At 68.0% G+C, this 23,042-nt stretch carries 22 protein-coding genes; 2 read left to right on the top strand and 20 right to left on the bottom strand.

The annotated features are described in order from the left end of the window. Window position 1 precedes the first annotated feature (1 nt). The 18 genes from QZW52_RS09920 to QZW52_RS09835 all read right to left on the bottom strand — a co-directional run bounded on the left by QZW52_RS09920 (window position 2) and on the right by QZW52_RS09835 (window position 18,508). Window positions 2–1,165 carry an ATP phosphoribosyltransferase regulatory subunit gene (locus QZW52_RS09920; RefSeq protein ID WP_293998008.1) on the bottom strand — a complete coding sequence of 388 codons (1,164 nt, stop codon included), beginning with the start codon at window positions 1,163–1,165 and terminating at the stop codon, window positions 2–4. Between the two features lie 69 nt (window positions 1,166–1,234). After that, the gene (locus QZW52_RS09915; protein WP_293998005.1) at window positions 1,235–1,423 is read right to left on the bottom strand and encodes a DUF2065 domain-containing protein; all 189 of its coding nucleotides are present in this window, start codon (window positions 1,421–1,423) and stop codon (window positions 1,235–1,237) included. Beyond that, on the bottom strand, window positions 1,424–2,302 hold the full coding sequence (gene hflC, locus QZW52_RS09910) for a protease modulator HflC (RefSeq protein WP_293998003.1): 879 nt from the start codon (window positions 2,300–2,302) through the stop codon (window positions 1,424–1,426). 15 nt (window positions 2,303–2,317) lie between these two features. Then, window positions 2,318–3,610, bottom strand: coding sequence for an FtsH protease activity modulator HflK (hflK, locus tag QZW52_RS09905; RefSeq protein WP_434738304.1), 1,293 nt, complete (start codon window positions 3,608–3,610; stop codon window positions 2,318–2,320). Window positions 3,611–3,630: 20 nt separating this feature from the next. Continuing rightward, on the bottom strand, window positions 3,631–4,866 hold the full coding sequence (hflX, locus tag QZW52_RS09900; RefSeq protein ID WP_293998001.1) for a GTPase HflX: 1,236 nt from the start codon (window positions 4,864–4,866) through the stop codon (window positions 3,631–3,633). 41 nt (window positions 4,867–4,907) lie between these two features. Then, window positions 4,908–5,150, bottom strand: coding sequence for an RNA chaperone Hfq (hfq, locus tag QZW52_RS09895; RefSeq protein ID WP_293997999.1), 243 nt, complete (start codon window positions 5,148–5,150; stop codon window positions 4,908–4,910). Window positions 5,151–5,225: 75 nt separating this feature from the next. Beyond that, window positions 5,226–6,566, bottom strand: a complete 1,341-nt coding sequence (gene der / locus QZW52_RS09890; protein WP_293997997.1) for a ribosome biogenesis GTPase Der — start codon at window positions 6,564–6,566, stop codon at window positions 5,226–5,228. A gap of 52 nt (window positions 6,567–6,618) precedes the next feature. Next, window positions 6,619–7,755 (bottom strand): outer membrane protein assembly factor BamB, encoded by a 1,137-nt coding sequence (locus QZW52_RS09885; RefSeq protein WP_293997995.1) that lies wholly within the window; start codon window positions 7,753–7,755, stop codon window positions 6,619–6,621. After that, the gene (locus tag QZW52_RS09880; RefSeq protein WP_293997993.1) at window positions 7,752–8,426 is read right to left on the bottom strand and encodes a YfgM family protein; all 675 of its coding nucleotides are present in this window, start codon (window positions 8,424–8,426) and stop codon (window positions 7,752–7,754) included. Before QZW52_RS09880 ends, QZW52_RS09885 begins: the two co-directional genes overlap by 4 nt. A 66-nt stretch (window positions 8,427–8,492) precedes the next feature. After that, on the bottom strand, window positions 8,493–9,776 hold the full coding sequence (gene hisS / locus QZW52_RS09875; RefSeq protein ID WP_293997990.1) for a histidine--tRNA ligase: 1,284 nt from the start codon (window positions 9,774–9,776) through the stop codon (window positions 8,493–8,495). Window positions 9,777–9,810: 34 nt separating this feature from the next. After that, window positions 9,811–11,094, bottom strand: a complete 1,284-nt coding sequence (gene ispG / locus QZW52_RS09870) for a flavodoxin-dependent (E)-4-hydroxy-3-methylbut-2-enyl-diphosphate synthase (protein WP_293997988.1) — start codon at window positions 11,092–11,094, stop codon at window positions 9,811–9,813. An 18-nt stretch (window positions 11,095–11,112) separates the two neighbouring features. Next, complete coding sequence (locus tag QZW52_RS09865; protein WP_293997985.1) at window positions 11,113–12,081, bottom strand: helix-turn-helix domain-containing protein; 969 nt, start codon at window positions 12,079–12,081, stop codon at window positions 11,113–11,115. Then, window positions 12,074–13,009, bottom strand: coding sequence for a type IV pilus biogenesis/stability protein PilW (gene pilW, locus QZW52_RS09860; RefSeq protein ID WP_293997982.1), 936 nt, complete (start codon window positions 13,007–13,009; stop codon window positions 12,074–12,076). The genes QZW52_RS09865 and pilW overlap by 8 nt, the downstream gene beginning before the upstream one ends. Before the next feature lie 10 nt (window positions 13,010–13,019). Next, window positions 13,020–14,171 carry a dual-specificity RNA methyltransferase RlmN gene (rlmN, locus tag QZW52_RS09855; RefSeq protein WP_293997980.1) on the bottom strand — a complete coding sequence of 384 codons (1,152 nt, stop codon included), beginning with the start codon at window positions 14,169–14,171 and terminating at the stop codon, window positions 13,020–13,022. 8 nt (window positions 14,172–14,179) lie between these two features. Then, the gene (ndk, locus tag QZW52_RS09850) at window positions 14,180–14,605 is read right to left on the bottom strand and encodes a nucleoside-diphosphate kinase (protein ID WP_293997978.1); all 426 of its coding nucleotides are present in this window, start codon (window positions 14,603–14,605) and stop codon (window positions 14,180–14,182) included. Window positions 14,606–14,704: 99 nt separating this feature from the next. After that, a complete protein-coding gene (locus QZW52_RS09845) occupies window positions 14,705–16,792 on the bottom strand; it encodes a pseudouridine synthase (RefSeq protein ID WP_293997975.1) in 2,088 nt (695 codons plus the stop codon). 10 nt (window positions 16,793–16,802) lie between these two features. Next, a complete protein-coding gene (gene scpB / locus QZW52_RS09840; protein WP_363226466.1) occupies window positions 16,803–17,264 on the bottom strand; it encodes an SMC-Scp complex subunit ScpB in 462 nt (153 codons plus the stop codon). 248 nt (window positions 17,265–17,512) lie between these two features. Next, a complete protein-coding gene (locus tag QZW52_RS09835) occupies window positions 17,513–18,508 on the bottom strand; it encodes an RluA family pseudouridine synthase (protein WP_293997973.1) in 996 nt (331 codons plus the stop codon). Between the two features lie 57 nt (window positions 18,509–18,565). Here QZW52_RS09835 and QZW52_RS09830 point away from each other — a divergent pair, with 57 nt between their 5' ends. Further along, window positions 18,566–19,381 (top strand): outer membrane protein assembly factor BamD, encoded by an 816-nt coding sequence (locus QZW52_RS09830; protein WP_293998018.1) that lies wholly within the window; start codon window positions 18,566–18,568, stop codon window positions 19,379–19,381. A gap of 39 nt (window positions 19,382–19,420) precedes the next feature. Here QZW52_RS09830 and QZW52_RS09825 read toward each other — a convergent pair whose 3' ends face one another. After that, on the bottom strand, window positions 19,421–21,442 hold the full coding sequence (locus QZW52_RS09825) for a DNA repair helicase YoaA (RefSeq protein WP_293997972.1): 2,022 nt from the start codon (window positions 21,440–21,442) through the stop codon (window positions 19,421–19,423). A gap of 48 nt (window positions 21,443–21,490) precedes the next feature. On the opposite strand from QZW52_RS09825, the gene QZW52_RS09820 reads away from it, so the two are divergent. Further along, window positions 21,491–22,258, top strand: coding sequence for a PP2C family protein-serine/threonine phosphatase (locus tag QZW52_RS09820; RefSeq protein ID WP_293997969.1), 768 nt, complete (start codon window positions 21,491–21,493; stop codon window positions 22,256–22,258). A gap of 18 nt (window positions 22,259–22,276) precedes the next feature. On the opposite strand, the gene zapE is transcribed toward QZW52_RS09820, so the two are convergent. Then, the coding region (zapE, locus tag QZW52_RS09815; protein WP_293997966.1) for a cell division protein ZapE at window positions 22,277–23,042 on the bottom strand (766 nt) is incomplete at its 5' end.

Here is a 23,042-nt window from a genome sequence, read left to right as displayed (position 1 = left end):
CTCAGAGCGCCGAGACCACCCACTGCCCGTGGACGGCGACCAGCTCGCGGTCGCACTCGAACTCGTCTGCCTCGTGCTCATGGCCGGGCAGCACACAGACCACCGCCTCGCCCAGTGCGCGCAACCGGCGCACGGCGGCACGGAGCGCGGCTTCCTCGCTCCAGGGGGCGCGGATGGCGGCACGGCGTCCGTCGAAACGGACATGCTCGACGACGGACTTCAGATCGAGGCTGAACCCCACCGCCGGACGCTGGCGCCCGAAGACGGCACCGACATTGTCATAGCGCCCGCCACGCACCAGCGCGTCGGTGCTACCCGCACGGTAGACGGCGAACCGGGTACCGCTGTAGTAGGCGTAGCCCGACAGATCGGCCAGATCGAAGCCGAGACGCAGAGCCGGGTAATCACGGCGCAGATGCGAAGCCAGCCACTCCAGATCGTCCAGTGCAGCCGTGGTCAAGGCGTGGCGGGGCAGGCGCTCGCGGGCGGCTGCCAGCACCTCGTCACCACCGTACAGAGCGGGCAACAGGCGCAGCGCATCACGGCGCTCGGCCGGCAGTGCATCGGTCAGGGCATGCAGCTCGGCCTGGTCCTTGGTCGCCAGTGCGGTGTGCATCGCCTCTTGCTGACTCGGTGACAACACGGTCCCGGCCAGCGCACCTTGCACGATGCGCGCATCGGCCAGATCCATCACCAGCGATTCGACATGCGCGCGGCCCAGGCACTCCAGGGCGAGTTCATGGACTTCGAGGTCAGCCTCCAGACCTGCGTGGCCATAGATCTCGGCACCGAACTGCAGGGGTTCACGGGTGCTGTCGGGACCGGCAGGCAGCGTGTGAAGCACAGGGCCGCAGTAGCACAGCCGCGTCAGACCCGCACGGTTGAGCAGATGGGCATCGATGCGCGCGACTTGCGGCGTGGTGTCGGCGCGCACGCCAAGGGTACGGCCGCTGAGTTGATCGACCAGCTTGAAGGTGCGCAGGTCCAGCGCACGGCCAGTGCCACTCAGCAGCGACTCCAGGTGTTCGAGCAGCGGGGGCATGACCAGCTCATGGCCATAGCTGCGCGCGGCATCCAGCAGGATGCGGCGCAGTTCCTCGATTCGCCGAGCCTCGTGAGGCAACACATCGGCAATGTGCTCGGGCAACAGCCAAGCAGAAGACATAGCAGGTCAGGAAATCAAAAGGTCGATTCTACCGGGCGAAACCCCCGGCTGGAACCGGACAGGGTCGGCTCAGCCGATGAGCAACAACAGCAGCAACCCGATAAGGACACTGGCGAGCCCGACGAACCGGATCTGCCCATCCCCCAGCGCCAGCGCCTGCTCGAAGAACTTGCGCCACTGCGCGGGGCCGAGCAGCGGCATCAGCCCCTCGATCACCAGCACCAGCGCAAGTGCCGACAGCAGTGTCTCCGCCGTCACTTACTTGCCACCGACACTGCCGTTGCGCATCACGCGGAAGAATTCGCTCGACGGATCGACCACCAGCACGTCGCTCTTGCTGCGGAAGCTCGACCGGTAGGCTTCCAGGCTGCGGTAGAACTGCGCGAACTGGGGGTCACGCCCGAAGGACTCGGCGTAGATCGCCGATGCCTTGGCATCGCCGTCGCCCTTGACCTTCTGCGCCTCGCGGTAGGCACCAGCCAGGATCACCTCGCGCTGGCGGTCGGCGTCGGCGCGGATCTTTTCGCCATCGGCCGCCCCTTCCGAACGCAGCTCATTGGCCACGCGCTTGCGCTCGGACTCCATGCGCCGGTAGACCGACTCGGTGATGGTGGACGCGAAATCGACCCGCTTGATGCGGACATCGACGATTTCGATGCCGAAGTTCTTCGCGTCGTCGCTCAGGCGCTGCATCACGCCCTGCATCACCTTGTCGCGCTCGGTGGAGAGCATGGCGCGCACGGTGCGCTTGGTGACCTCCTCGTTCAGCGCCGCCTGCACGATGGGCGACAGCCGTGCTTCGGCGTTGCGCAGATCGACCCCGGTGTTGCGGATGAACTGGCGCGGCTCGGTGATGCGCCACTTGACCAGCCAGTCGATGACCAGGCTCTGCTTCTCGGCGGTGAACACCGGGCGGGTTTCGGGGCTGTCGAGTGTCTGCGTGCGGCGGTCGATGAAGATCACGTTCTGCAGCGGTGGCGGCAGCTTGAACTTCAACCCCGGCTCGGCAATGACTTCCTTGATTTCGCCGAGTGCGTAGACGACCGCAAAATTGCGCTGATCGACCACGAAGAGCATCGACATGGCGACAAGTAGCGCCATCAGCGCGCTGACCGCAATAAGTCCGATTCGATTCATCTGGAGTTCCCCTGCTCAGCGCACGTCACGGTCGCGGCCACGTTGCCCATCGCGTGAGCGCACATCCACGCTGCTGCCTGACGCCCCATCGGCACTCGATGACACCAGCGGCACGGCCGACGCCGCACCCGCCGCCGGCACGCCCGACTGCTGGATCAGCTTGTCGAGCGGCAGGTACAGCAGATTGCTGCCGTTGCGCGAATCGACCATCACCTTGCTCACGTTGGCGTAGAGCTGCGACATGGTGTCGATGTACATGCGGTCGCGGGTCACGCCGGGCGCCTTCTGGTACTCGGTCAGCACGCTGCGGAAACGCTCGCTGTCGCCTTCAGCCTGGGCCACCACGCGGGCGCGGTACCCCTCAGCCTCTTCGGCCAGACGTGCCGCGGTGCCGCGGGCCTTGGGAATGATGTCATTGGCGTACGCCTGCCCCTCGTTTTTCAGGCGCTCACGGTCAGCACCGGCCTTGAAGGCGTCGTCAAAGGCGGCCTGCACCTGCTCGGGCGCCTGCACGCTCTGGACGTTGACGTTGATGACCAGGATGCCGGCCTTCAGGCGGTCGAGCTGCGACTGGATCGACTTGACCAGATCCACCGCGATCGCATCGCGCTGTTCGTAGAGCACCGAGTCCATCGTGCCGCGCCCGACGATCTCGCGCACCGCCGACTCCGCCGCCTGCTGGACAGCCTCTTCGACGTTGCGGTTCTCGAACAGGAAGTCCTTGGCCTGCTTCAGGCGCCACTGCACCGTGAAGCGGATATCGACGATGTTCTCGTCCTGGGTCAGCATGGACGAATCGCGCAGCCCGGTCGCCTGGACCACTGAATTGCGCCCCACTTCGGTCGAGCGGGTCTGCGTGACGTTGACGGTGTCGTGTGACTGGAACGGTCCCGGCCAGCGGTACTGGATACCAGCGTCCACCGTGCGGCTGAACTTGCCGAAGGTCAGGATGACGGCCTGCTGCCCTTCCTGCACGATGAAGAAACCGCTGCCCAGCCACAGCAGCAACGCCACCCCGAGCACCAGCCCGCCGCCCATGCCGAACAGGCGGCCATCCGAGGACGGATCGGGCCGACCGGCCGGCGGCGGACCGCCCCCATCGCGCGCAGCGGGTGTCTTGCCGCCGAACAGGCCGCCCAGCTTCTGGTTGAAATCGCGCCAGAGTTCGTCCAGATCCGGCGGACCTTCGTTGCGGCCGGAGCTGACCATCACGTCTGCGCCGCGCAACCGCCGCATGAAGGTTCGGGCAGAGGCCCCCAGCGAGGCCTGGGCAGGCGTGTGAGCATCCATCGGATTCGTCTTGTTCATGTCCGAAATTACAACACGCATCACGCCACGGGCGGCATGAGCAGGGTTTCGATCGACTCCGGCACCATGCCATCGGCCTCGCCGCGTGCAGGATCAAAGCGCGGATCCAGGCGCTCCGAGGCCAGTTGGCGTTCCTGGTGCAGCGCCGCTTCGGCAATCGCCTGGCGCAAGGCGGGCAATCCCTCTCCCGTGCGCGCACTGACAAACCAGCGCGGCACCACATGGCCCGGCTCCAGCTCGTACAGGTCGCCCGCCACGCGCGGCCACTGCGCAGGATCCAGGGCGTCAAGCTTGTTGAACACCAGCACCTGCGGCACCTCGCCTGCGCCAATTTCGTGCAGCACGCGCTGCACTTCCCGGATCTGGTCGAGCCAGAACGGGCTGGCCGCATCGACCACATGCAGGAGCACATCGGCATCGATGGCCTCCTGCAGCGTCGCCTGGAAGGCATCGACCAGCGTGTGGGGCAGCGCGCGGATGAAGCCCACGGTATCCGACAGCGACACGCTGCGCTGCGCGTCTTCGAGGTACATCTGGCGCGTCGTCGTGTCGAGCGTGGCGAACAACTGGTCGGCGGCATAGGCTTGCGCCTTGACCAGCGTGTTGAACAGCGTGCTCTTGCCGGCATTGGTGTAGCCGACCAGCGAGACGCGGAAGGTGCCCTGGCGTTCGCGCGCCTTGCGCTGGGTGCCGCGCTGGCGCTTGACCTTGTCGAGGCGGTCCTTCACGGCCTTGATCCGCACGACGATCATGCGTTTGTCCAGCTCGATCTGGGTTTCACCCGGACCACCGCGCAGACCGACCCCGCCGCGCTGGCGCTCCAGGTGGGACCAGCGGCGCACGAGGCGGGTGGAGAGGTATTGCAGCCGCGCGAGTTCGACCTGAAGCTTGCCTTCATGGCTGCGCGCTCGGGCGGCAAAAATTTCGAGGATGAGCGCCGTGCGGTCGAGAACCTCGACACCGAGATGGCGCTCCAGGTTGCGTTGCTGGGCCGGGCCCAGTGCCTGATCGAAGATCACGCACTGGGCGCCGTGCTCGGCGACAACCAGCTTGATTTCGTCGGCCTTGCCGGAGCCGACAAACAAGGCGGCATCGGGGGCACGGCGGCGGCAGATGATCCGGGCGACCGGATCATCCCCCGCAGACTGCGCGAGCAGGGCCAGCTCATCCAGCGTCGCATCGAAACCCGTGCTTGCACCGATATCGACCCCGACCAGAACAGCGCGTGGGAGAGGGGAAGAGTCCGTGGCAGTCAAGGTGCTTCGAGTTGGCGCGTCTGGCTGGCCGCTGTGTGCGGTCAGTTGGCTTCCGGCGCTTCAGCAGCGTGGAAGTTCACCGGTCGGCCCGGCACGACGGTCGAGATCGCGTGCTTGTAGACCATCTGGGTGACGGTGTTGCGAAGGAGTACCACATACTGGTCGAACGACTCGATGTGGCCCTGCAGCTTGATGCCGTTGACGAGGTAAATCGACACCGGCACATGCTCTTTGCGCAGCAGGTTGAGGAAGGGATCTTGCAGCAGTTGCCCTTTGTTGCTCACGATATTCTCCGTGTTGGAAATGGAGTTCAAGAAGGCCCGCACGTTATCACACGCCCGGGACGACGACCGGAAAGGTCACGAATCCTTTTCCGTGAAGGGATTGCGCGAGGAGCGCAACTCGATACGCAGTGGAGTGCCAACGAGCTTGAAATGCTCGCGGAAACGGCTCTCCAGATAGCGTTTGTACACGTCGGTGATGTGTTCCACGGCATTGCCATGGATCACGATCAACGGCGGGTTCTGTCCACCTTGGTGGGCATAACGCAGTTTGGGGCGAGAAATTCCCGCCCGCTTGGGCTGTTGAAAATCGACCGCTTCCTGCAGCAGGCGCGTCAGCACCGGCGTGGGCAGCTTGCGCTTGGCGGAGGCCCAGGACTCGTCGATGGCGCTCCACAGCGGCCCCAGGCCCTGCCGGCGCTTGGCGGAGATGTGCAGGATGGGCGCGAACTTGAGGAAGGCCAGTCGCTGCTCGATCGAGCGTTGCAGCGTCTGGCGCTGGTACTCGTCGATGGCGTCCCACTTGTTGATGGCGATGACCACGGCGCGGCCCGCGTCGAGCACGTAGCCGGCAATGTGCGCGTCCTGGTCCGACACGCCTTCGGTCGCGTCGATCAGCAGCAGCACGACGTTGGCGTCGCCGATGGCCTGCAGCGTCTTGACGACCGAGAACTTCTCGATCGACTCGAACACCTTGCCCTTGCGGCGCAGGCCGGCCGTGTCGATCAGCTTGTACTTGCGGCCATTGCGTTCGAAGGGCACCTCGATCGCGTCGCGCGTCGTGCCGGGCAGATCGAACGCCACCAGACGTTCTTCACCCAGCCAGGTGTTGATCAGCGTCGATTTGCCCACGTTCGGGCGCCCGCACACGGCCAGCCGCGTCGGGCGCTCCTCTTCGGGCAGACCGTCGTCTTCCTCGACTTCGGGCGCGATGCCCTCCAGCGCCAGTTCGACCAGGCTGCGGATGCCCTGCCCGTGCGCCGACGACACCGCCAGCGGCTCGCCGATGCCCAGCTCGTGGAACTCGGCGAGCTGCGGGCCATCCTTCATGCCCTCGGCCTTGTTGGCGGCCAGCAGCACGCGCTTGCCGGTCGTGCGCAGGTAGTTGGCGATGTCGTGGTCCTGCGCCGACAGGCCGGCGCGGACATCGACGACGAAGATCACCGCGTCCGCCTCGGCCACGGCCTGACGCGCTTGCTTGGCCATTTCCTGGAAGATGCCGGTGACGCAGTCGGGTTCGAAGCCGCCGGTGTCGATGACGATGAATTCATGGCCGGCGAGCGCGCCGTCGCCGTAATGGCGGTCGCGGGTCAGTCCGGCGTAGTCGGCCACGATCGCGTCGCGGCGTCCGGTGAGTCGATTGAACAGCGTGGACTTGCCGACGTTGGGACGTCCGACGAGGGCAATCACGGGTTTCATGGGTCGGTTCCGATCTGTAGCAGTTGAATTATTGTTGTGAAAACGGCGGAATTCATTCCGGCCGGAAAGCGAAAACGTTGCCCGAGCGGGTCACGGCCAGCATGGTCAGCCCCGAGCGCACCAGCGGCGCCACGATCGCGCTGCCATCGGTGGGCAGGCGCAGCAGCGGCTCGCCGCGGTCGTGCGACAGCACATGCAGCCAGCCTTCGCTGTCGCCGAACACCAAGGTCGAACCAACGGACAGCGGCGCCGTCAGTCCCCGGTAGCGCAGGCGCTCCGAGGTCCAGACCACATCGCCACTGGCACGCCGCCAGACACTGATGCGGTCGGTGGCATCGGCACCCGCCACGAACTCGGCGTCGATCGCCAGCCCTTCGAAGCCGCCTTGCGGACGACTCCAGAGCACGGCGTTGCGCTCGGCATTGAGGCACGTCACCGCGATCTGGAAGGCGCGGGCGCACACCACTTCACCACTGCGTGCCGCAGGGCCGACGAGATCGGCCAGTCGCTCGACCTCGTTGGTGCCACGCGGAGCGGCGAACGTGCTGTCGGCACGCAGCGCGCCCGTGAGCGGATCGAGTGCCAGCATCCGCGCGCCCAGGCCGACCAGCAGCGTGTTGCGGTAGGCCAGCAGCACGCCCGGCTGCGCCAGCGACAGCGCCTCGCCGGAGCGGCCCACGGTCCACAGGCGGCGCCCATCGAACACGTCGAAGGCCACGATGCTGCGGTCCACGGCCTGGATGAACACCCGCTCGCCCGCCACCAGCGGCGCCGTGACGACCCGCGAATTCAGCCGCGTGCGCCAGACTTCACGCTCGCCATCGACGACGACGAGTTCATTGTTCTGCGTGACCACCGCCGCGTGCCGGCCGTCGCTGCCCACACCGGCCGACAGCGCCGCACCGACCGACACCTGCGACCGCACGGCGCCCGTGCCGATGTCCAGGCTGGTGATGCGGCCGTCCTCGCTGGCGAGCATGAAGCGGTCGCCAAGCACGGCCACCGACATGCCCGACAACGGCTTGCCCAGACTCTGGCGCCAGACCTGCTTGCCAGCGATCTTGGGCGACAGCGGCTCCAGCGGCGTCGGCTTGGGCTTCTCGAACGACGAGCACGCCCCCAGCGCCAGCGCCACGGACACCGCCAGCCAGTGCCAGACGCCCATGCGGCGTGCGGGCACGGCGTTCATTTCGCCACTCCCGAGGCGGCGCCTTCTTCCTGCGGTGCCGCCCCCAGCGCCACCAGCTTGGCCTCGACCAGGCGGCGGTAATCGACTTCCTTGCCCAGGGCCTTCCAGGCTTGCTGGTAAGCGGCCACGGCCTCGGCCGGCTTGGCCTGCGCTTGCAGGATGTCGCCGCGGCGGTCGGCGGCCAGTGCCGTCAGCGACTCGGGCACGTCCGAGGTGACGAGCTTGAGGGCTTCGTCGAACCGCTTGGCCTCCAGATGCACACCGGCCAGCCGCAGTCGGGCCAGCGCGCGGTATTCGTCTTCCTTGGCGTTGGCAGCAACCCACTCCAGCGTGCCGCGGGCGGCATCGGCCTGGCCCTTGTCGAACTGCACCTTGGCGGCGAGCAAACCACCCTGCTCCGCGAAGGCGGTCGAGGGATAGCGGCTCTGCAGATCGGCCCACACCTTGGTGACCCGCTCGGCATCACCGGCCTGCGCCGAGCGTTCGAGTTCGTCGTAGATGCCGCTGGCCTTGGCCGACTGGTCGCGCTGCCAGTACTGCCAGCCGTTCCAGCCCGCGTAGGCCGTCAGCACGACCAGCAGCACCCAGGTGATCAGGTTGCCGAACTTGGCCCAGAAATGCTTGAGCTGGTCAAGCTGTTCCTGTTCTTCGAGGTCGAGGTGGGATGCCATGGGCGTGTGTCGGAGGTGTAACCGTGAGGGGGAGGATTATGCGGGTCGCGGTCGAACCGCGGCCGTTCAGTCGGTGATCTCGGCGGCCCAGCCGGCCACATCGGCCAGCGGGCGCAGGGTCTGGGCGCGGCCGCCCTCGCGCAGCGGCTTGACGGCGACCATGCCCTGCGCCAGTTCGTCGCCACCGAACACCAGCGCATAGCGGGCACCGCTGGCATCCGCCTTCTTGAACTGGGATTTCATGCTGCCGGGGCCATCCTTGCCCCCTGCGTGCAGCACGACCTTCAGGCCCCGCTCGCGCAGCGCCTCGGCCGTGACCGTCGCCGGTGCCAGCGCCGCCGCGTCGGGCACGATGGCGTAGGCGTCCGGGATCTGCGCCGGCACCGGCACGCCGCTGTCTTCCAGCAGCGCCAGCACCCGCTCGACCCCCAGGCCCCAGCCCACGGCGGGTGCCGGCTTGCCGCCGATCTGCTCGATCAGGCCGTCGTAGCGCCCGCCGCCGCAGACCGTGCCCTGTGCGCCAAGGCGGTCGGTGACCCACTCGAACACGGTCAGGTTGTAGTAGTCCATGCCGCGCACGAGGCGCGGGTTGATCCGGTAGGGCTGGCCGACCGCATCCAGCACCGCACGCACCGCGTTGAAGTGCTGCAGCGACGCCTCGCCGAGGAAGTCCATCAGCTTCGGCGCGGCTTCGACCACGGCCTGCATCGCCGGGTTCTTGGTGTCGAGGATGCGCAGCGGGTTGCTGTGCAAGCGGCGCCGGGCTTCCTCGTCCAGCACGTCGGCGTGGGACTCGAAATGGGCAATCAGGGCGGCGCGGTGGGCCTTGCGTTCGTCAGGCTGGCCCAGGCTGTTGAGTTCCAGCCGCACGTCCGTCAGACCCAGATCGCGCCACAGGCTGCGCGCCATCAGGATCACTTCCACGTCCACGTCCGGCCCGGCAAAACCCAGCGCCTCGACGCCCACCTGGTGAAACTGGCGGTAGCGGCCCTTCTGCGGGCGCTCGTGGCGGAACATCGGGCCGATGTAGAACAGCCGCTTCGGACCTTCGTACAACAGGTTGTGCTGCACCACGGCGCGCACGACACCTGCGGTCCCTTCCGGGCGCAGGGTGAGCAGATCGCCGTTCATCTTGTCGGCAAAGGAATACATCTCCTTCTCGACGATGTCCGTCACCTCGCCCAGGCCGCGCACGAACAGCGGCGTCGGCTCGACGATGGGGGTGCGGATGTTGGCGTAGCCGTAACGCTGCATCAGGGCGCGCACGCAGCCTTCGAACCACTCCCAGCGCGCCGAATCCGGCGGCAGCAGGTCGTTCATGCCTTTGACGGCTTGTAGTTTTTCGCTCATCAGAAAAGAAAATTCAGGGATCAGGGATCAGGGATCAGGAAACGGCCGTCTTCTGGCCGAAACGGCGCTCGATGTACTGCTCGACCACGGCCTGGAATTCGCTGGCGATGCCCTCGCCGCGCAGCGTCATGGCCTTCTCGCCGTCGATGTAGACCGGGGCCGCGGGCGCCTCGCCCGTGCCGGGCAGGCTGATGCCGATGTCGGCGTGCTTGCTCTCGCCGGGGCCGTTGACGATGCAGCCCATCACGGCCACCTTCATCGCCTCGACACCGGGGTACTTGGCCCGCCAGACCGGCATCTGCGCGCGCAGGAAGTGGTCGATCTGCTGCGTCAGTTCCTGGAACGTCGTGCTCGTCGTGCGGCCACAGCCGGGGCAGGCCGTCACGCTCGGCACGAAGGTGCGCAGGCCCAGCGACTGCAGGATCTCCAGCGCCACCGTCACCTCCTGCGTGCGCGCCTCGCCCGGCGCGGGGGTCAGGCTCACGCGGATGGTGTCGCCGATGCCCTGCTGCAGCAGGATGCCCAGCGCGGTCGCCGAGGCCACCGTGCCCTTGGTGCCCATGCCGGCTTCAGTCAGGCCAAGGTGCAGCGGGTGGTCGCAGCGTTTCGACAGCTCGCGGTACACGGCGACCAGATCCTGCACGCCGCTGACCTTGCAACTGATCAGCACCTGCTCCCGCCGCATGCCGAGTTCGACCGCATACGCCGCCGAGTCGAGCGCCGACTGGATCAGTGCCTCGTACATCACCTGGCGCGCTTCCCAGGGCTGGGCACGGCCAGCGTTGGTGTCCATCAGGCTGGCGAGCAGTTCCTGGTCCAGACTGCCCCAGTTCACGCCAATCCGCACCGGCTTGTCGTGGCGGATCGCCGCCTCGATCATCATGCCGAACTGGCGGTCGCGCTTGTCGCCCTTGCCGACGTTGCCGGGGTTGATGCGGTACTTGGACAGCGCCTGCGCCATCGCGGGGAATTCGGTCAGCAGACGGTGGCCGTTGTAGTGGAAGTCACCGATCAGCGGCACGTCGATCTGCATCCGGTCGAGCTGCTCGCGGATGTGCGGCACAGCCTCGGCGGCTTCGGGCGTGTTGACGGTGATGCGGACCATCTCGGAGCCGGCCAGCGCGAGTTCCTTGACCTGGATCGCCGTGCCGATCACGTCCACCGTGTCGGTGTTGGTCATCGACTGCACGCGCACGGGCGCATCTCCACCGACCGTCACGACGCGGTCGCCCCAGACCACGCGGGCCTGCAGGCTGCGGCGCGCAGCAGGTTCACCCAGCGGGATGGGTTGCTCGGAGGGGGGCAGCAGTGCAGTCATGGCGTGGCTCACTTCAGATCACTTCAGAATGGCGGTGGCGATGTTGCCGCGGGTGAACGGGGCGAGGCTGAACGGCTCGCCACGCACTGTCACCTGCGTCACGCTGGCGATGCCGGCTTTGAGACGCATCGGCAAGGCACCGTCCAGCCCGATCACCTCGCCCGGCAGCACGGTGCGCGACAGCAGAACCGCCCCACCCGCATCCCGCACCTCGATCCAGGATTCGCCCGTCGTGCGCAGCACCACCACGCCGGCGACGGTCGGTGGTGCGCTGGCTTCGGTGGACGCAGGAGCGGGTGGCGCCGAATGCACGGTTTCGGACACGGCAGCCACCAGTGGCTCCGAGGCCACCGCCACCGCCGGTGCGGCCACCAGGGCCTGGCCCAGCACGGCAGCAGACGCCACCGGTTGTGGCAGGACCGCAGTCGGGGCCGACACCAGCACACTGCTGCCACTGCTGGAGGCCACGGCGTCCGATGCGGCCACATCGCGCCCTGCAGCGGCGGCGGACGCTGCCGGCCACCCGATGGCACCGAACATGGCCCGCAGCGGCGGCGCGAACCAGAACGCCAAGGCCAGCAGCAGCAGCACCGCCGGCACCAGATACGCCGGCTTCAACCACTCCGGCAACCCCGTGCCGCTGCGGCCGAAGGTGTTGCTGCTGACGCCTTCGCGGTAGGGCGTCTGCAGACCACGAGAGACGTTTTCAAGCTGCTGCTGCGGCGGCAGACCCGCCACGGGCAGCAGCGCCAGCACCTTGGTGGCATCCAGCCCGACCTGTCGCGCATAGGTCTGCGCCAGACTGCGCACGAAGGCGAGTCCGGGCAGCTCCTCGTAGCGGTCGGCTTCCAGGGCGGCCAGCTTGCGCGCGGGCACCTTCAGCACCTGGGCCAGCGTGTCGATTTCCAGCCCACGCGCTTGGCGCGCGGCGCGCAGCATGGCGCCGGCCGACGGGGAACCAGCGGGCTGCGGAGTCACATCACTCATCAAACTGTCCTTGCTCGTAAGCGGCTGCCTCGCGTGATTTCGGGAATCGCGCACGCAGCGAGGCCCCCAATTCTTCCACGGACGAGGTCAGTTTTCGTCGGTGCTGGATGCGAATCGCCAGCCACAGCGTTTCCGGGCTGACCAGCTCGGGCGACTGGTTGAGCCGCTGGCTGTACAGGAACGCACGTTCGAGGTCGCCGCGCCGCTGGAGCACATCGGCCAGGTTGTACACCGTGGCCGGGTTGCCGGGATCCTGGTCAAAGCTGCGCTGAAGGATGAGCTGGGCCGCTTGCAACTCGCCCGCCCGTGCCTCGCAGATGCCCGCAGCGAGCAGCGTGCGCGCCGTGTCGCGGTATTGCGGCACCGCCATCGCCGCCTCGAACTGCTGGCGGGCGGTGACGAAACGGCGCTGCTGGCACAGGAACCAGCCGTAGTTGTGGAGCGTGTCCGCGTCGGTGGGCCGAACGCGGAGTGCGGCCCGGAAGCTCTCGTCGGCCAGATCGAACTCGCCCATGTTGGCGTAGACCAGGCCGCGCAGGTTGAGCGCCGTCACATGGTTCGGGTCCACCGACAGCGCCCGCTTGACTTCGTCGAGGGCCGTCACGTACTGGCCCTGGCTGAAGTAGGCCGCCGCCAGCTCGGTGCGGATGCGAACACGCTTGGCGGTGTCAGACTCGTCGGACGAAGTCACCAGATCGCGCCGGCCCGCGGCATTCGTGGTGGACGGTGCGGTCCCCGCGGAACCGGAGGAAGCGGTGGAGCGGGATCCGCTGACGCTGGTCGGGCTGGCCTCGCCCATCGGCACGGGCAGGGCCGGGCCGGAGACACAGCCAGCAGTCAGCAGCGCCGTGAGCAGCAGGGCGCCAAGCAGGCGCCCACCGCACCGGCCGGCACCCCCCATGAACCAGCGCAGCAGGGTCATTGCCATCCTGACGGGATCAACCCGGCAGCACCGGCGGGGCCGGGCGCACGATGCGGATCGGCGCACGGACCATGCGCTCGTGGGCGCGGGTGCGGTCTTGCACTTCGCCGGCCAGTTGTCCGCAAGCGGCGTCGATGTCATCCCCTCGGGTCTTGCGCACCGTGGTGACCAGCCCGCCGTCGATCAGCACCTTGGCGAAGGCTTGCACGCGGGCGTTGTCCGAGCGTTTCAGCCCCGACGCCGGGAAGGGGTTGAACGGGATCAGGTTGAACTTGCACGGCAGGCGCCCCACCGGACCTGCCGGGCCGACCAGCGTCAGCAGCATCCGGGCCTGCGCGTCGCTGTCGTTGACGCCATCCAGCATGCAGTATTCGAAGGTGATGAAGTCGCGTGGTGCCGTGTCCAGATACCGCTTGCACGCGCCCAGCAGCTCGGCCAGCGGGTACTTGCGGTTCAGCGGCACGAGTTCGTTGCGCAGCGTGTCCTCGGGCGCGTGCAGCGACACGGCCAGCGCCACCGGCAGATCGACGCGCAGCCGGTCCATGAACGGGACGACGCCGGAGGTGGACACCGTCACGCGCCGGCGCGACAGGCCGTAGCCATGGTCATCGAGCATCACGCGCAGCGCCGGCACGAGGGCGCCGTAGTTCTGCAGCGGCTCGCCCATGCCCATCATCACGACGTTGGTGATCACGCGCTCGCCGGCGGGGCGGTTCAGGTCGCGGCGCAGCGTGTGTTCGGCATGCCAGAGCTGGGCCAGGATCTCGCCCGTGCTCAGGTTGCGGGAAAAGCCCTGGTGCCCGGTCGAGCAGAAGCGGCAGCCCACCGCGCAACCGGCCTGCGACGAGATGCACAGCGTGCCACGGCCTTCTTCGGGAATGAAGACGCTCTCGACCGCGTCGCCGGCGCCGACATCGAACAGCCACTTGACCGTGCCGTCGGTGGAGCGGTGTTCGGACAGGATCGGCAGCGGCCGGATGACCGAACCGCTGGCGAGCTTGGCGCGCAACGACTTGGCCAGATCCGTCATCTGGTCGAAGTCGCAGGCGCCGCGCTGGTGGATCCAGCGGAACAACTGGACGGCGCGGAACCGCTTCTCGCCCAGCCGTTCGCAATGCGCGGCCAGCCCCTCCAGGTCGACATCGAGCAGGTTGACCGCGTCCGTCATGGTGCAGCTCAGCGGCTGTAGACGTTCATGCCGGGGAAGAAGAACGCGATTTCGTTCGCAGCCGTTTCGGCAGCGTCGGAACCGTGAACGGCGTTGGCGTCGATCGAATCGGCGAAGTCGGCGCGGATGGTGCCGGCTTCGGCCTTCTTCGGGTCCGTGGCGCCCATCAGCTCGCGGTTCTTCAGGATGGCGTTCTCGCCTTCCAGGCACTGGATCATCACCGGGCCGGAGATCATGAAGCTCACCAGGTCGTTGAAGAACGGGCGGGCCTTGTGGACGCCGTAGAACGCTTCAGCATCCGCGCGCGACAGTTGCACCAGCTTGGCGGCGGCGATCTTCAGGCCAGCGCCCTCGAAGCGGGCATAGATCTGGCCGATGACGTTCTTGGCGACGGCGTCGGGCTTGATGATGGACAGGGTGCGTTCGGTGGCCATGAGAAAAATTCCTTGATGGAGAGGTCGGACAAAGGTCGGTCGAATGGGGGTCGAAGCCGGGGAAAACCCGGCATTCTAGCGTTGAAGCGTGCAGATGACTCAGCGCCGCCGGCCGCCGCGGCCCTTGTTGTTGCCGCCACCGGGGCGGGTGAAGTACGCCTCGGCACCGATGTAGCCGACCGAGGTCTGCATCGGGTCCGGCTGGCGCGGCTCGCCCTTGCGGTTGCCACCACCGTTGCCACCCGGTGTCGGCTCTTCGGTGGGGCGGCCGAAGCCGGTCGTGATGCGCTTGGAGCCGGACACGAACCGCTTGTCGAAGGTCTGTTCCAGCGGATTCGGGATGTGCAGCGGATCGTCGCCCTCCTGGCGCGACGGCCCGCGGCCACCGCCACCACCGCCACCACCGCCACCACCTTGCGGCACGTTGTCCTGGCGAGGACCGCGCGGCGGACGGCCCTGTCCCTGCGGACCTTGCCCGGCGCCGGCTTGTGCGCTGGAGCGCCCCCGGTCGCCGCCGTGCTGTGCGCCCTTGCCACGCGGTGCTTGCGGATCGCGCTCGGCGCGGGGTTCGCCACCGCGCCCTGCCCGCTCGCCACGGTCCTGCCCGCGCTCCGGACCGCGCTCTTGCACACGCTCCTGCACGCGGTCCTGGCCACGGCCCCGCTGCGGCTTGCCACCACGCGGCGACTCGCTGGGCGCAACGCGCGCCTGCGGCTGCTCCGGGCTGGCCAGGGTGCGGATGGTCCGCACATCCTGGTCGTCCAGCTCCACCCACACGCCGCGCTTGAGGCCACGCGGCAGCACCACCGTGCCGTAACGGATGCGGATCAGCCGGCTGACCGCCAGACCCACCTTGTCGAACAGCTTGCGCACTTCGCGGTTGCGGCCTTCGGTGATGACGACGCGGTACCAGCGGTTGGTGCCTTCACCGCCACCGTCCTCGATCGACTTGAAGGCCGCTTTCTGGCCCTCGATGTCCACGCCGTCCAGCAGACGGGCACGCTGTTCGGTCGCCAGCGAACCCAGCACGCGCACCGCGTACTCGCGCTCCACGCCGAAGCGCGGGTGCATCAACTGGTTGGCCAGATCGCCCGAGTTGGTGAACAGCAGCAAGCCTTCGGTGTTGATGTCCAGCCGACCCACCGACAGCCACTTGCCGGTGTGCAGGCGGGGCAGGCGTCGGAACACGGTCGGGCGGCCTTCGGGGTCGTGGTGCGTGACGACCTCGCCGACTTCCTTGTGGTAGGCCAGCACGCGGGCCGGCGGCGGTGCGATGCGGACCTTGATCGGACGGCCAGCGATGCGGATCTGGTCGCCCTGGGCGATCCGCATGCCGATGTGGGCCGCTTCGCCGTTGACGGAAACCTGTCCGTCCTGGATCAGTTGCTCCATCTCGCGGCGCGAGCCGATGCCGGCTTGGGCCAGCACCTTGTGCAGCTTGGGCGCCTCGGGTTCGGGACGCAGCACGCGCTTGCCCGGATCGACCAGCTCGTCGTCGGCGTCGGGCGCCACTTCCGCGTCGTAGTCGCCCGAGACGACCTCGGCGAACAGCGTGCCGGCATCGACCGGCTCGTCATCGTCGCCACCGCTGACCACGATGACCTCGAATTCTTCGTCGCCCGCGGCGTCAGCCCCTGCCGAGGCAGCGGCTGGGGGGAACCCGGCGCCGTCCTCGCGCGGGCCGCGGCGTTCCTTGCGGCGCTGGCGGTCGCGCTCGCGGCGGCGGGGGGCACTGGCTTCATCGGACGCCAGTGCGTCGGCGACAGCCACCTCGACCCCATCGGCCACCGGGGCCTGCGCCACCACGGGTTCGGCGGCGGCCACCACGGCAGCCACCACGGAAACCGCCTCGACCGCCGGGGTTTCCGGAGCGGCGGCGGGTGTGTCTTTCTTGCGGCTGCGGGATGGCCGCGCGGCCGGAGACACGGGTTCCTGGTCATCCACCAGCACGGGGGCAGCGGGGGCGCCTGCAGCCTCTGCAACGGCCACAGCGGTCTTGCGCGGGGCGCGGGGCTTCTTGACCACCGGAGCCGGGGCGTCGGACGTCACCGTCTCCACCGGGGCTGCAACAGCAACAGCAACGGCAGCGGCCGTCTTGCGGGGCGCGCGGCGCTTCTTCGGGGTCTCGGGCGTCTCTGCAGCGGCGTCGGCGCCAGTCTGGTCAGCGGTGTCTTGATGTTCGTTCATGCGTTCGGCCTCAGGCCTCGGGGAGAGATTCCAGGGGTGGCAGTTGATCCAGAGACTTCAGCCCCAGATCGTCCAGAAATTGTCGGGTCGTCGCGTACAGCGCCGGACGCCCAGGGCCCTCGCGGTGCCCGATCACTTCGATCCAGCCACGCTCTTCGAGCTGCCGGACAATCTGCGTGCTGACCGTCACGCCGCGGATGTCTTCGATGTCACCGCGGGTGACGGGTTGTCGGTAGGCCACGATGGACAGCGTCTCCATCGTGGCGCGGGAATAGCGCGCCGGTTTGTCCGGATACAGCCGGTCCAGGTGGACCCGCATCTCCGGACGGCTCTGGAAGCGCCAGCCACTCGCGATGCACACCAGTTCAACGCCGCGTCCTTGCCAGTCCAGCGCCAGCTCGTCCAGCAGCATCCGCACGCTGTCCGCGCCCACGGAACCCTCGAACAACTGCCGGAGTTCGCGAACCGACAACGGCTGGTGCGCGCAAATGAGCGCGGTCTCGAGGACGCGTTTGGCATCCCGTGTATGCATGGATTCCGTCAGGTGCCTGGGCGATTCAGACAGACCCACCGCGGAGGGTGGCCCGTCTGGGGAAATTCGCGGTCGGGTTCGGGGTGGGCGCCCGGACCATGGTGGGTCGGGACTCGCAGGACGCAGGCGCTGGGCGCGTTCTGGCTGGATTGGACCACATTCTAGCGCCCAGCAGTGCGCTGGTGGCTTCAGCCCTGCGTGACCTGCTTCCAGGCGGGTGCCAGCTCCACCGGCAGCGCCCGGTCGAACGACAGCCACTCGCCCGTGAGCGGGTGGGCCAGCCCGAGGTGCGTGGCGTGCAGGGCTTGGCGCGTCACGCCGAGCACGGGCTTGCCGCCGTACACGCCATCCCCCAGCAGCGGATGCCCGCGCCGCGCCAGGTGGACGCGGATCTGGTGCGTGCGCCCGGTGTGCAGCTTGCAGCGCACCGCGCTCACCCGCCCCGCCTGCGGCGACGGGCCGAAATCCCGCACCGCGAGGCAGGTCACGTCGGTGCGCGCCGGCTTGCCATTGGTCACGACCGCCATCTTGATGCGCGACACCGGGTCGCGCCCGATCGGCGCCTCGATGGTGAACGGCTCCCCATCGACCAGCCCGTGGACCAGCGCCAGGTACTCGCGCTTGACCTCGTGCGCGGCAATCGCACGGGTCAGCGCCGTCTGCGCCAGTTGTGTCTTGGCCACGACCATCAGGCCCGAGGTGTCCTTGTCGAGCCGGTGGACGATGCCCGCACGCGCCAACGACGCCGCGCCGGCATGGTGCGCCAGCAGACCGTTGAGCAGCGTGCCCGACCAGTGCCCCGCCGCCGGATGCGCGACCAGACCCGCCGGCTTGTGGACCACCATCAGCGTGGCGTCCTCGTACACGATGTCCAGCGGGATCGGCTCGGCCCGGAAAGCACTGCTCTGCGCGGTCGGCTGCAGCGCCACCTCGATGATCTGCCCGGCGCCCACCTTGCGCGAGGCACTCGTCAGCACCTGCCCGGCACTGCGGACATGCCCCGCCTCGATGAGCTGCTGCAGGTGGCTGCGCGAAAACTCGGGCGCCAGACCCACCAGCCACTTGTCCAGCCGCAGGCCATGCGAGGCCCGATCGACCTCGGCCCGGCGGGACTCCACCTCGACCTCGACCTCGATGTCCTCGACAACTTCCGAAGCTTCATGCTGGCCCTGAGGCCCGTTCATATAATTCACGCTCTGTATCCAATCTGGCCCGACCTGCGGGTCCGGCCCATGACCACCATGTTCAAGCCCTGCCCGACACCGGCTCTGCGCCTCGCCACCCTCGTGCTCGGGGCGGCATTGGCCTGTCAACTGGGCGGCTGCGCGTCAGAGCCTAAAAACGCCGACGACGGCAAGAGCATTGCCAAATTGTACGAAGAGGCGCGGGAGGAGACGGGCAATGGCGCCAACGACCGCGCGATCAAGCTCTATGAACGCATCGAGGGCCGCGCCGCTGGCACCCTGCTGTCGCAGCAGGCGCAGCTCGAACAAGCCTACCTCCTCTACAAGCAGCAGGAGAAGGCGCGCGCGCTGGCGGTCGTCGAACGCTTCCTGAAGCTGCACCCGACCAGTCCCGCCGGCGACTACGCCTACTACCTGCAAGGTCTGATCAACTTCAACGACGACCTGGGCATCTTCGGCAATCTGGCCAAGCAGGACCTGTCCGAGCGCGATCAACAAGCCTCGCGGGACGCCTACCAGAGCTTCAAGCAGCTCGTCGATCGCTTCCCCGAGTCGAAATACGCGCCGGACGCCAAGGTCCGCATGAAGTACATCGTCAACGCGCTGGCCTCGTACGAGGTGCATGTGGCGCGCTACTACTACATGCGCGGTGCCTATCTGGCCGCGGCCAACCGTGCGCAGCAAGCCTTGCAGGACTTCCGCGGCGTGCCGGCCGCCGAGGAGGCGCTGTTCCTGATGGCCGCCAGCTACGACAAGCTCGGCATGGTGCCCCTGCGCGACGACGCCCAGCGCGTGCTCAAGACCAACTACCCGCGCAGCGAGTGGATCGGCCGCGACTACGACGAGAAGGCGCGCTGGTGGCGCCTGTGGTGAGCGACTGAGCGGCCGGTCGGCGGCACGGACAGCACTGCACTACACCGGCTCCGTGTTGCGCGGAGTCGCCACATGGTCGCCGGCCAGCATCCGCAGCCATGCCAGCGCCTCCTCCTCGCTGCCCAGCGGCGTCATGGGGGGCAGCGCCGCCCGCAAGCGCCGGCCATAGCCCATCTGCACCAACCGGCTGTCGCACACCACCAGCAAGCCGCGGTCGCGCTCGCTGCGGATCAACCGCCCGGCGCCCTGTTTCAGCGCGATGGCGGTTTCCGGAATGAAGTAGTCGTTGAAGGCGTTGCCCCCTTCGGCTTCGAGCTGGCGGCTGCGCGCCTCGGCCAGCGGATCGTTCGGCGGCGGGAACGGCAGCTTGTCGATCAGCACGCACTGCAGCGCATCGCCCGGCACGTCGATGCCTTCCCAGAAGCTGTGCGAGCCGACCAGCACCCCGCGCGGCGCGGCCAGGAACTGCGCCAGCATCGCCCGCTTCGGCGCCTCTCCCTGCACGAACACCTGGATACCATCCGCCGCGAGCTGCTCGCGCAGCGCCGCGCCGATCTGCTGCAGCGAACGCAGCGTGGTCGTCAGCACGAAGGTGCGCCCACCCAGCGCCTGCGTACAGCGACCGGCCAGCGCCGCCACCGCCTCCGGATGCGCCGCCTCGCCCGGCTTGGGGAAGCGCGTCGGCACGTACAGCCGGGCGTGGGCCGCGTAGTCGAAGGGGCTGCCAGCCTGCAGCGTGCGCGCCTCTTCCATGCCGACGCTGCGGGTGAACCAGCTCAGCGCCGGGTCGTGGCCCAGCGTGGCCGAGGTGAAGATCCACGCCCGGCTGCCGCCCTCGACCTGCGCCCGCAGGGTGTCGCGGATGTCCAGCGGTGCCTCGGTGAGGCGGGCCTGGTGGGTGGTCAGGTCGATCCAGCGGACATGGTCGTGTGCAGGCGCCTGCAGAAATGCCTCGACACGGGACACCAGCGCCCGCGCCCGGTCTTCGAGCTTGGCCAGATCGGGGCCACCATCGGCCACGGCGGCCAGATGTTCCAGCGTCTCGGCGCTCACCGCACGCACGCGCTCCAGCGCCTCGGTGAATTCGGGGCGGCCCGCACGCTCCTCCCAGCGCAGCCGCACCGCACCCCGCAGCGGCCCCGCGCTCGCCAGCCGCAGTTCCCGCGCCGCCAGCTCGCAGCGGGCGGCCAGCTCCGTCCACGGCCCGAAGCCGCGCGCCTCGGTCAGCCCGATGGCGAGCAGGTCGCGGCTGAAATCCAGCAACTGGCTGGTGCCGAGCAGCTTGCCCAGAAACTGCACGCCTGCCTCGTTGAGCTGGTGGGCCTCGTCGAACACCACCGCGTCCACCGTGGGCAACAGCTCGGCCATGCCGGTGTCCTTGAGCGCCATGTCGGCGAAGAAGAGGTGGTGGTTGACGACCACGATGTCGGCCTGCAGCGCCAGCCGGCGCGCCTGCACCACATGGCACTGGCGGAACTTCGGACACTCGCTGCCGAGGCAGTTCTCGCGGTTCGAGGTCACCAGCGGAATCACGGGCGAGCGTTCGTCCAGACTGTCGAGTTCGGCCAGATCGCCGCTGCGCGTGCCCTGCGCCCAGACCTCGATGCGCGCGAGCTGGCGCAGGGCCTGGGGATTGGGCCACTCCTGGGTGTGGCGCGCCTGCTCCAGACGGTGCAGGCAGAGGTAGGCGCCACGGCCCTTCAACAGCGCGATCTGCACCGGCAAGCCGAACGTCCGCATCAAGCCCGGCAGATCGCGCAGGAACAGTTGGTCCTGCAGGCTTTTCGTGGCGGTACTCACCATGGCCCGCAAGCCCGACAGCAACAGCGGCACCAGGTAAGCGAAGGTCTTGCCCACGCCCGTTCCCGCCTCGGCCACCAGCACGCTGCGCGACTCCAGCGTCTCGGCCACCGCGTCGGCCAGGGTTGTCTGCACCTCGCGCGCCTGGAAACGGCGGTCGGCCTGCGCCAGATCGCCGTCCGCAGCGAACGCCTGCGCCACCTCCTGGCGCAGCGGAGAACGTGCGCGGATTGCCGGTATTGGCGGTATTGGCGTGGTCATTTGCACCATTTGCCGGAAAAGCAGGGTGAACCGTTTATAGTTTTCGACATGACACCGGATTCCCCTGGATATCGATTATTGGCGGCCACAGGCATTGACCGCGGTGATCGACTGTATCAACAAGATCAGGTGGAGGTCTTCACGCACCCTCGCGCCGAAGGTTGCCTGCTGGCCATCCTGGCCGACGGCATGGGCGGCAAGAGCGGGGGCCGCAAGGCCGCCGACCAGGTGCTGCTGATCGCCCGCCAACTGTTCGAGCGGTTCGCGCCGGCCAAGGACTCCGCGTCCGAGCTGCTGCGCAAGATCGTGCTCGAATCGCACCTGATGATCAAGCTGACCGCGATCACCTCCGAGCAGGAGCCGCACAGCACCCTGGCCGCCTTCCTCGTCCTGCCCAACCGCGAGTGCCACATCATCCACGCGGGCGATTCGCGGGTGTACACCTTCCGCGGCTCGAACATGATGACGCGCACCTTCGACCACTCGCTGGTGCAGCGCATGGTCGAGGACGGCGAGATCGACGAGGAAGAGGCCAATGACCATCCCCACGCCCACTTGCTGACGGGCTGCCTCGGTGCGGACGAAGATCCCCCGATCACGCTGGCCCGCCTGGACCGACTGGAAACAGGCGATTCGCTGATGGTCTGCAGCGACGGGCTGTGGCACTACTTCACCAGCCGCGAACTCGGCACCATCGTCAACGCGCTCAAGCCGCGCGACGCCAGCAAGATGCTCATCAGCAAGGCGCGCCAGCGTGCCCGTGGCGGCGGCGACAACCTCTCGCTCGCCCTCGTCCGGCTCGACACGCTGGGCTGAAACCGCCTCTCCCGAGGCTCAGGTCAGCGACGTGTCCACGTCGCGCCGCTCCAGCGCCAGGAACTCCTCCGACTGCATTTCGGTCAGCCGAGACACGGTGCGCGGGAATTCGTGCGACATCGGGCCTTCGGTGTAGAGCTGCTCGGGAGGTACTGCGGCCGACAGGATCAGCTTGACGCGCCGGTCGTAGAGCACATCGATCAGCCAGGTGAAGCGCCGCGCCTCGGACGCCAGCCGCGGCGGCATCAGCGGCACGTCCGACAGCAGCAGCGTGTGGAACTGGGTCGCCAGCTCCAGATAATCGTTCTGCGAGCGCGGTCCGCCGCAGAGCTGCTTGAAGTCGAACCACACCACCCCGCCGGCCTTGCGCCGGGCATGGATGACACGGTTCTCGATGTGCAGCTCGGGTGACTCGTCCTTGACCTCGGCCAGCTCGTCGAACGCCTGCGTCATCGCGACATCGGCCTGCGCACCCAGCGGGGTGTGGTAAAGCTGGACGTGCTGGAGCGTGCGGCGGCGGTAGTCGGTGCCGTTGTCCACGCTGATGACTTCGAGCTTGGCCTTGAGCAGCTCGATCGCCGGCAGGATGCGGTCGCGGTGCAGACCGTTCGGGTACAGCCCGTCGGGGTGGAAGTTCGACGTGGTGATGATCGAGACACGGTTGGCGTACATCGCGTCGAGCAGCCGGTGCAGGATCATCGCGTCGGTGACATCCGCGACGTGGAACTCGTCGAAGCAGATCAGCCGGAAGCGCCGCCCGATGCGCTTGCCCAGCTCGTCCAGC

The organism is Sphaerotilus sp., assembly GCF_013299175.1.
In the GTDB taxonomy this organism is placed as follows: domain Bacteria; phylum Pseudomonadota; class Gammaproteobacteria; order Burkholderiales; family Burkholderiaceae_C; genus Sphaerotilus.
Note: the sequence above shows the minus strand (reverse complement) of the source record. Positions and strands in the feature narration are given on the sequence as shown.

What these genes read in the sequence shown, in the direction of transcription:
- QZW52_RS09920 (WP_293998008.1), bottom strand. Translation starts at nt 1,165, where the DNA reads ATGTCTTCTGCTTGGCTGTTGCCCGAGCACATTGCCGATGTGTTGCCT.
- hflC (WP_293998003.1), bottom strand. Translation starts at nt 2,302, where the DNA reads ATGAATCGAATCGGACTTATTGCGGTCAGCGCGCTGATGGCGCTACTT.
- hflK (WP_434738304.1), bottom strand. Translation starts at nt 3,610, where the DNA reads ATGAACAAGACGAATCCGATGGATGCTCACACGCCTGCCCAGGCCTCG.
- der (WP_293997997.1), bottom strand. Translation starts at nt 6,566, where the DNA reads ATGAAACCCGTGATTGCCCTCGTCGGACGTCCCAACGTCGGCAAGTCC.
- QZW52_RS09885 (WP_293997995.1), bottom strand. Translation starts at nt 7,755, where the DNA reads ATGAACGCCGTGCCCGCACGCCGCATGGGCGTCTGGCACTGGCTGGCG.
- QZW52_RS09880 (WP_293997993.1), bottom strand. Translation starts at nt 8,426, where the DNA reads ATGGCATCCCACCTCGACCTCGAAGAACAGGAACAGCTTGACCAGCTC.
- hisS (WP_293997990.1), bottom strand. Translation starts at nt 9,776, where the DNA reads ATGAGCGAAAAACTACAAGCCGTCAAAGGCATGAACGACCTGCTGCCG.
- ispG (WP_293997988.1), bottom strand. Translation starts at nt 11,094, where the DNA reads ATGACTGCACTGCTGCCCCCCTCCGAGCAACCCATCCCGCTGGGTGAA.
- QZW52_RS09865 (WP_293997985.1), bottom strand. Translation starts at nt 12,081, where the DNA reads ATGAGTGATGTGACTCCGCAGCCCGCTGGTTCCCCGTCGGCCGGCGCC.
- pilW (WP_293997982.1), bottom strand. Translation starts at nt 13,009, where the DNA reads ATGGCAATGACCCTGCTGCGCTGGTTCATGGGGGGTGCCGGCCGGTGC.
- rlmN (WP_293997980.1), bottom strand. Translation starts at nt 14,171, where the DNA reads ATGACGGACGCGGTCAACCTGCTCGATGTCGACCTGGAGGGGCTGGCC.
- ndk (WP_293997978.1), bottom strand. Translation starts at nt 14,605, where the DNA reads ATGGCCACCGAACGCACCCTGTCCATCATCAAGCCCGACGCCGTCGCC.
- QZW52_RS09845 (WP_293997975.1), bottom strand. Translation starts at nt 16,792, where the DNA reads ATGAACGAACATCAAGACACCGCTGACCAGACTGGCGCCGACGCCGCT.
- QZW52_RS09835 (WP_293997973.1), bottom strand. Translation starts at nt 18,508, where the DNA reads ATGAACGGGCCTCAGGGCCAGCATGAAGCTTCGGAAGTTGTCGAGGAC.
- QZW52_RS09830 (WP_293998018.1), top strand. Translation starts at nt 18,566, where the DNA reads ATGTTCAAGCCCTGCCCGACACCGGCTCTGCGCCTCGCCACCCTCGTG.
- QZW52_RS09825 (WP_293997972.1), bottom strand. Translation starts at nt 21,442, where the DNA reads ATGACCACGCCAATACCGCCAATACCGGCAATCCGCGCACGTTCTCCG.
- QZW52_RS09820 (WP_293997969.1), top strand. Translation starts at nt 21,491, where the DNA reads ATGACACCGGATTCCCCTGGATATCGATTATTGGCGGCCACAGGCATT.